The sequence below is a fragment of the Isoptericola sp. NPDC060257 genome, assembly GCF_042726645.1.
In the GTDB taxonomy this organism is placed as follows: domain Bacteria; phylum Actinomycetota; class Actinomycetes; order Actinomycetales; family Cellulomonadaceae; genus Isoptericola; species Isoptericola nanjingensis.
Map to the genome: position 1 here is coordinate 1 of NZ_JBHXAW010000157.1, position 10390 is coordinate 10390.

General features: G+C 74.4%; 10 protein-coding genes. 2 read left to right on the forward strand and 8 right to left on the reverse strand.

Translation table 11 applies throughout. From position 1 onward, the window contains the following. Positions 1-1372, forward strand: a 1372-nt coding sequence (glnA, locus tag ACFWEK_RS13505; RefSeq protein WP_430554376.1) for a type I glutamate--ammonia ligase, incomplete at its 5' end; no start/stop codon positions are given. Between the two features lie 405 nt (positions 1373-1777). Here glnA and ACFWEK_RS13510 read toward each other — a convergent pair. The 8 genes from ACFWEK_RS13510 to ACFWEK_RS13545 form a co-directional block, all read right to left on the reverse strand. Next, a complete protein-coding gene (locus tag ACFWEK_RS13510) occupies positions 1778-2068 on the reverse strand; it encodes a hypothetical protein (protein ID WP_430554377.1) in 291 nt (96 codons plus the stop codon). A 53-nt stretch (positions 2069-2121) separates the two neighbouring features. After that, on the reverse strand, positions 2122-3297 hold the full coding sequence (locus tag ACFWEK_RS13515; protein WP_430554378.1) for a bifunctional 2-methylcitrate synthase/citrate synthase: 1176 nt from the start codon (positions 3295-3297) through the stop codon (positions 2122-2124). A gap of 45 nt (positions 3298-3342) precedes the next feature. After that, entirely contained in the window at positions 3343-4512 is a 1170-nt protein-coding gene (locus ACFWEK_RS13520; protein WP_430554379.1) for a cytochrome b/b6 domain-containing protein, read from the reverse strand. 299 nt (positions 4513-4811) lie between these two features. Continuing rightward, positions 4812-5792 carry an electron transfer flavoprotein subunit alpha/FixB family protein gene (locus tag ACFWEK_RS13525; protein WP_430554380.1) on the reverse strand — a complete coding sequence of 327 codons (981 nt, stop codon included), beginning with the start codon at positions 5790-5792 and terminating at the stop codon, positions 4812-4814. 13 nt (positions 5793-5805) lie between these two features. Beyond that, positions 5806-6582 (reverse strand): electron transfer flavoprotein subunit beta/FixA family protein, encoded by a 777-nt coding sequence (locus ACFWEK_RS13530; protein ID WP_430554381.1) that lies wholly within the window; start codon positions 6580-6582, stop codon positions 5806-5808. Beyond that, positions 6579-7685 carry a phosphotransferase family protein gene (locus ACFWEK_RS13535; protein WP_430554382.1) on the reverse strand — a complete coding sequence of 369 codons (1107 nt, stop codon included), beginning with the start codon at positions 7683-7685 and terminating at the stop codon, positions 6579-6581. Before ACFWEK_RS13535 ends, ACFWEK_RS13530 begins: the two co-directional genes overlap by 4 nt. After that, positions 7682-8929 carry an acyl-CoA dehydrogenase family protein gene (locus tag ACFWEK_RS13540; RefSeq protein ID WP_430554383.1) on the reverse strand — a complete coding sequence of 416 codons (1248 nt, stop codon included), beginning with the start codon at positions 8927-8929 and terminating at the stop codon, positions 7682-7684. Before ACFWEK_RS13540 ends, ACFWEK_RS13535 begins: the two co-directional genes overlap by 4 nt. Continuing rightward, positions 8926-9711, reverse strand: a complete 786-nt coding sequence (locus ACFWEK_RS13545; protein ID WP_430545175.1) for an SDR family oxidoreductase — start codon at positions 9709-9711, stop codon at positions 8926-8928. Before ACFWEK_RS13545 ends, ACFWEK_RS13540 begins: the two co-directional genes overlap by 4 nt. Before the next feature lie 149 nt (positions 9712-9860). Here ACFWEK_RS13545 and ACFWEK_RS13550 point away from each other — a divergent pair. Next, positions 9861-10390, forward strand: a 530-nt coding sequence (locus tag ACFWEK_RS13550; protein ID WP_430554384.1) for an acyl-CoA dehydrogenase family protein, incomplete at its 3' end; no start/stop codon positions are given.

The following is a 10390-nucleotide window of genomic DNA, read 5'->3' on the forward strand; positions in this document are numbered from 1 at the left end:
GTTCATCGACGTCCGCTTCATCGACCTGCCGGGCGTGATGCAGCACTTCAACATCCCCGTGGAGCAGTTCTCGGAGGACTCCTTCACCGAGGGCCTCATGTTCGACGGTTCGTCGATCCGCGGCTTCCAGGCGATCCACGAGTCGGACATGAAGCTCGTGCCGGACGTCACCACGGCGTACCTGGACCCGTTCCGCAAGCGCAAGACGCTCATCGTCAACTTCTCCATCGTGGACCCGTTCACGGACGAGCCCTACTCGCGCGACCCGCGCACGATCGCCGCCAAGGCCGAGGCGTACCTGAAGTCGACCGGCATCGCGGACACCGCGTTCTTCGCCCCCGAGGCCGAGTTCTACATCTTCGACGACGTCCGCTTCTCGACGAACCAGCACGAGAGCTTCTACAGCCTCGACTCGGTCGAGGCCGCGTGGAACACCGGGCGTGAGGAGGAGGGCGGCAACCTCGGGTACAAGACCCGCTACAAGGGCGGCTACTTCCCCGTCTCCCCCAACGACCAGTTCGCCGACTTGCGCGACGAGATGTGCGCGGTCCTGGCGGAGGTCGGGCTCGACGTCGAGCGCGCGCACCACGAGGTGGGCACCGCCGGCCAGCAGGAGATCAACTACCGGTTCAACACGCTGCTGCACTCGGCCGACGACCTGATGAAGTTCAAGTACGTCATCAAGAACGTCGCCTGGCAGCACGGCAAGACCGTCACCTTCATGCCGAAGCCGATCTTCGGCGACAACGGCTCGGGCATGCACTCGCACCAGTCGCTGTGGCTGAACGGCGAGCCGCTGTTCTACGACGAGAAGGGCTACGGCGGCCTGTCCGACACGGCCCGCTGGTACATCGGCGGCCTGCTCAAGCACGCGCCGTCGCTGCTCGCCTTCACCAACCCGTCGGTGAACTCCTACCGCCGCCTGGTGCCCGGCTACGAGGCCCCGGTCAACCTGGTCTACTCGGCCCGCAACCGCTCCGCGTGCATCCGCATCCCGGTGACCGGCTCCTCGCCGAAGGCCAAGCGCGTCGAGTTCCGCGTGCCGGACCCGACGGCCAACCCGTACCTCGCGTTCGCCGCGCAGCTCCTCGCGGGCATCGACGGCATCAAGAACCGCATCGAGCCGCCGGCGCCGATCGACAAGGACCTGTACGAGCTGCCCCCCGAGGAGCACGCGCAGATCGCCCAGGTGCCCGCGTCCCTCGAGGAGGCCCTCGACAACCTCGAGCGCGACCACGAGTTCCTCACGCAGGGTGACGTCTTCTCCGAGGACCTCATCGCCACGTGGATCGACTACAAGCGCAGCAACGAGATCGACCCGATCCGCCTGCGCCCGCACCCCCACGAGTTCGAGCTCTACTACGACATCTGATCGGCGGCCCTGCGCGGGCCCGCTGACGTCGCCCGGACGGCGGCCCACCCTTCGGGGCGGGCCGCCGTTCGGTGTCTCCGCCAGCACGGCAGGATCCGGCTGAGCGTCGGCCGGCGCAGGCGGCCGACGGGGGCGGACGGTGGATGCAGTCAGACCATCCGCCCGATCGGCGGCACCCGCCCGTCCGTCGGTCGGTCCCGCCCGCAGCGCGCACAGAGCAGGTATTGCGAGTCCTCGTTCTGGCGCCGGAGCCACTTGTGCATGCCCAGCACGCAGCGCACGTCCCTCATGACGCGATCCTCTCGACGACGCGGGCGTGGCGACGGGCGCCACGGGTCGCCTTCTCAGGCTAGGTCGCGGTCCGCCGACTCGACAGCCGTGCGCGACCAGGTGCACGGCGCCCGCCTACCGCCGGGTGACGGCGCCCGCCCACAGCCAGACGAAGCCCTCGCGACCGTGGGAGTCGACGTACCGGACGTGCACCTGCGCGTCGGTCCAGGCGGTCGCCTCGCCGTCGACGAGCTGCTCGCCGGACTGGCGCGACGTGATCCAGGCCCGCACGGGGATCCCGCGCTCGGGGCGCGTGACGTGCGCGCCGTCGCGCGACCGTCCCGGCGCGCCCTCCGCCGCGTCGCGCAGCGGCACCCGGTCGACCGCGCCGGACGATCCGCCGGCCTCGTCTCGCCTGCTTCCCACGCGAGCAGGATAACCCTGGTTCGAACAGGTGTTCTATCACCGAGCGCGTGCCGCTACCCCGCCTGCTCCACCTCCCGGGTCGCGGCCGCGAGCGCGGCGTCGTCGGGCACGTAGCCGTCGACGTGCCGCTCGGGCACGCCGTCGTAGGCGCTGAGCGGCCGGATCAGCGCGTTCGAGGCGAGCTGCTCCTGGACGTGGGCCGTCCAGCCCGCGATGCGCGAGGCGACGAAGATCGGGGTGAACAGCTCCGTGTCGAAGCCGATGAGGTGGTAGGCCGGGCCGGAGGGGTAGTCGAGGTTCGGGTAGATGCCCTTGCGGCCGACGAACTCCGCCTCGAGCGCGTCGTACAGGGCCGCCAGGTCGGGGCGGTCGTAGTGCTCGACCAGGGTGTCGAGGGCGGCCTTCATGGTGGGGACCCGCGAGTCGCCGCGCTTGTAGACCCGGTGGCCGAAGCCCATGACCTTCCGCTTGGCCGCGAGCGCGTCGTCGAGCCACCCGGCCGCGGCGTCCGCCGTCCCGATCTCGGCGAACGTGTGCATGACGGCCTCGTTCGCCCCGCCGTGCAGCGGGCCCTTGAGCGCGCCGATGGCCGCGACGATCGCGCTGTAGTAGTCGGACAGCGTCGAGGTGACGACGCGCGCGGCGAACGTCGACGCGTTGAACGAGTGCTCCGCGTACAGCGTCATCGAGACGTCGAACGCCCGGCACGCGACCTCGTCCGGCTCCTCGCCGAACGACATCCACAGGAAGTTCGCGGCGTAGCCCAGGTCGTCGCGCGGCGGCACGGGCTCCAGACCGCGGCGGCGGCGCTGCACGTGGGCGACGACGGTGGGCAGCGTCGCATACAGGACGAGAGCCTTGTCGAGGACGGCGTCCGGCTCGTGGTCCCACGCGTCCGGGTCGTCCGTGCCGAGAATGCTGACGGCCGTACGCACCACGTCCATCGGGTGGGCGGCGGACGACAGCCCGTCGAGTACCCGCACCAGGTCGGGGGCGAGCGCGCGGTGGCGCCGTTCGGCCGCCATGAAGCGCTCGAGCCCGGCGGAGTCGGGGAGCTCGCCGTGCCACAGCAGGTGGACCACCTCCTCGAACGAGGCGGTCGCGGCGAGCTCCTGGACCGGGTACCCCCGGTACAGCAGCGAGTTGGTCGCGGCGTTGACGGACGAGACCGCGGTGCGGTCGACCGTCACCCCTGCGAGGCCCTTCTTGATCTCGACGGTGTCGCTCATGGTCGCTCCTTCACGCTCGGGAGGTGGACGTTCGAGGCAGGTCTGTCAGCGCCCGCTGACGGTGCCGAAGCGCCGGGCCACGGGCGCGACGACGACGGGACGCAGCGCGGCGGCGGCGCCGGCGATCACGACGACGGAGACGAGGAACAGCACCAGGCCGACCCAGCTCCCGTCGTCGCGCGCGGCGAACATGTGGTCGAGGTTGCGCCGTGCCCCGGTCGCCAGCACCAGCGTCACGTGCAGGACGACGAACGCGACGAAGTAGAGCATCACCGGGAAGTGGACCCGCCGGGCGAGCCCGATCGGGACGAGCCGGTCCGCCGCGGGCCGGGACCGCCAGTACACGCTCATGCGCACCCCGCTGAGGATCGCCAGGGGCGCGGCGACGAAGACGGTCACGAAGTAGGCGAGCTGCTGCAACCCGTTGTAGTGCACCCATCCGTCCTCGGTGGGCCACTGCAGCGACAGGTACTGGATCCCGGCGGACAAGGCCTCCGGGACGACGGTCCAGCTGGCCGGGACGATCCGCATCCACTGCCCGGTCGTGAACAGCAGCACCACGTAGAGCAGTCCGTTGAGCACCCAGAGCACGTCGAGCGCCTGGTGCGCCCAGGCCATCAGCCCGATCCGCGCCGCCGGATCCGAGCGCGGCGCCCACGACGCCGCCGGTCGGCGCTGCAGCCGCACCTGCAGCCCGGTCCGCACCGCCAGCACCAGCAGGAACACGTTGAAGAAGTGCTGCCACGCCAGCCACGCCGGGATGCCCACCGGGGCGCCGTCGGGCATCGGGGCGGTGCCCGGATAGGTCGCGAGGAACCGCTGCCCCGCGTCGGTGCCGACCCACCAGCGCGCGGCCAGGACGAGCGCGCCCAGGACGACGACCGCCACCGCGGCGGCGATCCCCGCCCGGCCCGCCCATGCCGGGGGCCGACAACGGCGCGGGGCCGCGGCGACCGGGTGCGGCGTCGGCCCGTCCTCCCCCGGTCGCGTCGTGCCGCCCTCACCCGCGTCGCCCCCGGCCGCGCCGACGCGCGGGCCGGCGTCGGCGACCCGCTCGTCGTCGGATTCCGGGCCCACTCGTGCCGCGTCGACGGCCGCCGCGCCGGCCATCCCCCGCCCCGGAGGCGCGGTGCCGGCCGGAGGCCAGGGCTCCCCGCCCGCGAACCTCGGCAGGCCGCGCCGCACGGCCGACGCCGCGGCGCCCCGCGCGGCCACCAGCTGGCCGGCGCCTTCCTCGGCGCCATCCTCGGCACCATCCCTGCCGCCCGCCGACAACGCGGCCCAGGCATCGCCCGTCTGCCCAGCGACGCGGGAGAGGCCGCGGCGCGGGCCACCGCGCGCCGCATCCGCTCCGGCGGCCGTGGCGCTCGTCGTCCCGTCCGCTCCGGGCGCCGCGGTGCTCGTCGTCCCGTCCGCCCCGGCGGGTCGGGACGCCGCGGGTGACGCGCCGTCGCGCACGTCGTCCACGAGCGGCCATGGCGGGCCTCCCACCCGGCGGGGCAGCCCCTGCCGGGTCATGCGTCCCGCCTCGCCTCGAGCGCGGCGACGAGCTGGGGCACCACCTCGAAGACGTCGCCCACCACGCCGAAGTCCGCGATCTCGAACAGCGGCGCGTGCTCGTCGGAGTTGACGACGACGATCGTCTGGGCGGTCTGCATGCCCGCGAGGTGCTGGATCGCGCCCGAGATGCCGAGCGCCACGTAGAGCCTCGGCGACACCGTCACCCCGGTCTGCCCGACCTGGCACGACGCCGGCACGAACCCGGCGCCGACGGCCGCCCGGGAGGCGCCGACCGCCCCGCCGAGGGCGTCCGCCAGCTGCTCGACCAGCGCGAAGCCCTCGGCGGAGCCCAGACCGCGACCGCCGGAGACCACGGTCGCCGCCCCGCGGAGCTCCGGCCGCTCGGAGCCCGACCCGATGGGCTCGACCGCGAGCACCGCCGCCGCGGGCAGTCCTGACCCGGGCACCGCGAGCTCCTCCCCCTGCGGGTCATGGACGGCCGGGGCGCGGTCGTCGACGGCGCCCACGCGCAGCGTGACGACCGGGGCACCGAAGGTCGCGGCCGAGTCGACGAGGTACGTGCCCCCGTAGGCCGCGTGGTGCGCGAGGACGCCCTCGTCGTCCCGCGACACTCCCACCGCGTCGAGGGCGAGCGCCGAGCGCGACCGGACGGCGTACCGCGCGGCCACCTCACGCCCCTCCACCGAGTGCGACACGAGCACCGCCGCGGGCCGGACGAGACCGGCGGCGGCGTCGAGCGCGTCCACGACCGGCACGCCGAGCCGCTCGGCGTCGCCGGGCGTGTGCAGCACCCGCCGGGCGCCGAGCGCTCCGGCGGCGACCACCTGGTCCGCGGCACCGGCCCCGACCACGAGGGCCACGGGGCTGCCGATCGACGCGGCGGCCGCCAGCAGGCCGGCGGACGAGCGGGCGAGCCCGCCCTGCGGGTCCCGGTCGAGCAGCACCAGGACGGGTTCCTCGCGGACGTCGGTCATGTCGTCCCCTCCCTCAGGCCAGCCGGGCGTCGACGAGGAAGCGCGCCACCTGCTCGCCGGCGTCGCCCGTGTCGACGATCCTGGTGCCGGCCGTGCGCGGCGGCCGACGGGTGATCGCGGTCATGATCGAGCGCGCGGCGTCCGGGGGCTCGGGTTCCACCCCCAGGTCGGTCGCCGTCACCGTCTCGACGACCTTCTTCTTGGCGGCCATGATCCCCTTGAAGCCCGTGAGCCGGGGGCCTGGTGTGGCCTCGGTCACGGAGACGACCGCGGGCAGGGGCGCCGAGACGCGCAGCGTGGCGCCGTCCGACACGCGCACGCCCGTGACCTCGGCGTCCGTGATGCCGACCTCGCGCAGCGCCGTCGCGCACGGCACGCCGAGCACCTCCGCCACGGCGGCGGGCACCGCTCCCCCGGACCCGTCGGTGGACGCGTCGCCGGCCAGCACGAGGTCGGCGCCGGCGTGGCGGACGGCCGCCGCGAGCACCTCGGCGGTCAGCACGACGTCCGCCCCGACGAGGCGCTCGTCGACCACCTGGAGCGCCGACGCCGCCCCCATGGCGAGCGCCTTGCGGAGGCTGGTCTGCGCGAGCTCCGGCGCCATGGCGATCACGACCACCTCGGTGTCGGGGTGCTCGTCCGCGTGGGCCAGGGCCGCCTCGAGCGCCCGCTCGTCGATCTCGTCGAGGACGGCGTCGTCGGGGCTCCGGTCGGCGAGCCCCGTCTCGAGGGACAGCGTCCGGTCGCCGTACGTGTCCGGGACCACCTTCATCAGGACCGCGATCTTCATCGGCTTCCTCTCTCGTGACGGTGCAGGGCGTGCGCGGCGGCCTCGGCGAGCGCGGGGACGCCGTCGGCGAGCGCCGGGGCGAAGTCGTCGTCGGGGCGCTGCCCGTCGAGCCAGCGGGAGTACATCGCCTCGCAGAAGATCGCCGACTTCCACAGCGCGAGCGCCTCGTACCAGGGCAGCGCCGTGACGTCGGCCCCGGTGCGCGCCGCGTACCGGTCGACGAGGTCCGCGCGCGACGGGAACCCCGGCCCCGCGGTGACCGGCGTGAGGTCCATCGGCGTGGGCGCGGAGCCGGGTGCGGAGTAGGTCGCGACGAGGTACCCGAGGTCGGCGAGCGGGTCGCCGAGCGTCGCCATCTCCCAGTCCAGGATCGCCGCCACGCGGTCGGGCGCCGCGAACATGAGGTTCCCCAGCCGGTAGTCGCCATGCACGACGGCGGCACGCTCGCCCTCCGGACGGGTGGCCGCCAGCCGCTCCGCCAGGGACTCCACGAGCGGCACCGACCGCCGGGTGTTGAGCGGCCACAGCTGGGCGAACCGGCGCACCTGGCGGTCCAGGTAGCCGTCCGGGCGGCCGAGGGCGGCGACGTCGCCCTCGAGCGGGACGGCGTGCAGGTCCGCGAGCGCGTCGACCGCCGCGTGCACCAGCACGGCGCGGTCGCCGGAGCCGTCGAACCCGTCGGGGAGGCGACCGGTCACCACCTCTCCCTCGACCAGCTCCATGAGGTAGAACGGCGCCCCGACGACGGCGTCGTCGGGGCAGACCGCGCGCACGGCCGGCACCGGCACGCCCGCCGTCCCGACCGCCGCGACGACGCGCGCCTCCCGCACCATGTCGTGGGCCGACGGCGGGAACGGGGGCCGCGGGCCGCGGCGCAGCACCACGCGCTGCCCGCCGCGTCGCAGCTCGTACGTGACGTTCGCCTGGCCGTCGCCGATCCGCCGCCAGGCCAGCTCCCCGGCGGGGATCCCGACGTCGTCGAGGAAGCGCTCCAGCGGGTCGAGCACCAGCAGCGGCGGGCGCGCGGCCTCCACGGCGCCGCCACCAGGGCGCGGGGCCCGCACGACGTCGACGCCGTCCGGCGTGCTCGTGAGCGCCGTCATCGCCGCCCCTCCGCCCGGTCCAGGACCCGTTCGCCGCCCTCGACCTCGCGGCGCCGACGCGCGACGGCGCGGCGGGCGATCGCCCAGCGGTGCGTCTCGCTCGACCCGTCGTAGACGCGGAACGGGCGCACCTCGTCGAGGAACGCGGCCAGGGGCAGCTCGAGCGTGACGCCGTCTCCCCCGCACAGCTGCACGGCTCGGTCGACGACGCGACCCACGGCCTCGGAGCAGTGCACCTTGGCGATCGACGACGCCTGGGCGCCCCCGCGGACGTCCCCGCCCTCCAGCGCCGCGGCCGCCCGGTCGATCAGGGCAGCGCTGCTGGCCAGGTCGATCTCGGAGTCGGCGATCATGCCCTGCGCGATCCCGAGGTCCGACAGCCGGGCGCCGAACAGCTCGCGGTGCCGCACGCGGTCGAGCGCGGTGTCGTGGGCGCGCCGGGCGAGGCCGAGCCACCGCATGCAGTGGGTCAGCCGGGCCGGGCCGAGGCGCACCTGCGCGTGGCGGAAGCCGTCCCCGGGCGTGCCCAGCACGTCGTCGTCGCGCACGAAGCAGCCGCTGAGCAAGACGTGCGGGTGCCCGCCGGTGATCGCCCGTTCGAGCGTGCGCACGCGGTGGCCGAGCTCGAACCCCCCGGCGTCCGAGCGGACGAGGAAGAGCGTCGCCGCGTCGTCCCCGAGGTCGGGCGTGCGGGCCATGACGATGGCGAAGCCCGCCTCCTCGGCCCCCGAGACGAACCGCTTCTCGCCGTCGAGCACCCAGCCGCCGTCGACGCGGCGCGCCGTGGTCGCCAGCGCGGCCGGGTCGGACCCGGCGCCGGGGTGCGGCTCGGTCATCGCGAAGCACGACCGCACCTCGCCGGCGGCGAGCGGGGCGAGGAACCGCTCCTGCTGCTCGGCGGTGGCGATCCTCTCGAGCAGCAGCATGTTCCCCTCGTCCGGGGCCATGCAGTTGAGGGCTGCCGGGCCCACCGGGGAGTAGCCGGCCTCCTGGAAGACGGGGGACCACGCGCCCAGCGGCAGCCCGAGCCCGCCGAGGCGGACCGGCACGTGCGGCGCGAAGACCCCCGCCTCACGGGCCTGCTGCTGCAGCGCGCGGCGCCCGGCGGCGTCCAGGGCGGTGCCCGCGGGCGGCTCCGCGGGGAGGACCACGTCCCGGACGAAGCGGCGGGTGCGCTCGACGACGTCGGCGGCGTCGGCGGCGGCGGCGGCGTCGCCGGCGCCCACCGGCTCCCGGGCGCTCACGCCGTCCCTCCCGCCGCCAGCAGCCCGCCGTCGAGGGTCAGCACCTGGCCGGTGACCCAGGCCGCCTCGTCGGAGCAGAGGTAGGCCGCGGCGGCGGCCACGTCGTCGGGCGTCCCCAGCCGCCGCATCGGGTAGGTCGCGGCCACCGCCTCCTCGCGCCCCTCGTACAGCGCGCGGGCGAACTGCGTCCGCACGACCGCCGGGGCGAGCGCGTTGACCCGCACCCGCGGACCGAGCTCCGCCGCCAGGGTCACCGTGAGGTGGGAGACGGCGGCCTTGCTCACGCCGTACCAGCCGATCCCGGGCGACGGGACGGAGCCGACCACCGACGACAGGTTGAGCACGGCCGCGCCGTCGCGCGTCCCGAGGCCCGCGGCGCACGCCTCCTGGACCCAGCCGAGCGTGCCCAGCACGTTGACCTCGAGGATCTTGCGCGCCGCCTCGTGGTCCAGGTCGACGAGGGGACCGTAGACGGGGTTGATGCCCGCGTTGTTCACCAGCACGTCCAGGCCGCCGAGCTCGTCCACGGCCGTACGGATCGCCTCGCGCCGGTGGTCCGGGTCCTGGGCGCGGCCGGCCACGACCCGCACCGGGACGTCCCCGAGCGCCTCCGCCGCCTCGCGCAGGGCGTCCGGCTTCCGTGCCGTCAGCACGAGCGCGGCGCCCTCGGCCGCGAAGCGCCGCGCGATCGCGTACCCGATGCCGCGGCTCGCCCCGGTGACGACCGCGACGCGGCCCCGCAGCCGGGGACCGTCCGTCGTCGGGGAGGGGTGGTCTCCCATGTCACGCTCCCTTGCGCGATTGCTTAATCCAGATTCAAACCTCGCCAGCATCGCATCATGACTAGAGGCTCGGATCAACCCCTGGCTGCCACGGTTTCTAACATGGTATAAAAAGTAGGACGTCGAGATCAAGGATGATCGGAGGCAGCATGACCGGCATCATCGGGCCGCGTGACCTGTACGAGGACGAGCACGAGCAGTTCCGCGACATGGTGCGCGCCTTCGTCGAGCAGCACGCACGCCCCCACGCCGACCGCTGGGACGCGGAGGGGCGGGTCGACCGCAAGCTCTTCGTCCAGGCGGCCGAGGCGGGGATCCTCGGGTTCGGCATCCCCGAGCGGTTCGGCGGCGGCGGGTCGGACGACTTCCGCTTCAACGCGGTGATGGGCGAGGAGCTCGCGCGCCACCCCGTGTCGTCCGGGATGGCGGGCATCGCGCTGTCGAACGACATCGTCATCCCGTACTTCACCGACCTGACGACCGAGGAGCAGAAGCAGCGCTGGCTCCCGGGCATCGCCGCCGGCGAGTCGGTCGTCGCGGTGGCGATGTCCGAGCCCGGCACCGGCAGCGACCTCGCGGGAATCCGCACGTCGGCGGTCCGCGACGGCGACGACTACGTGGTCGACGGGTCCAAGATCTTCATCTCCAACGGGCAGAACGCCGACCTCGTGGTCACGGC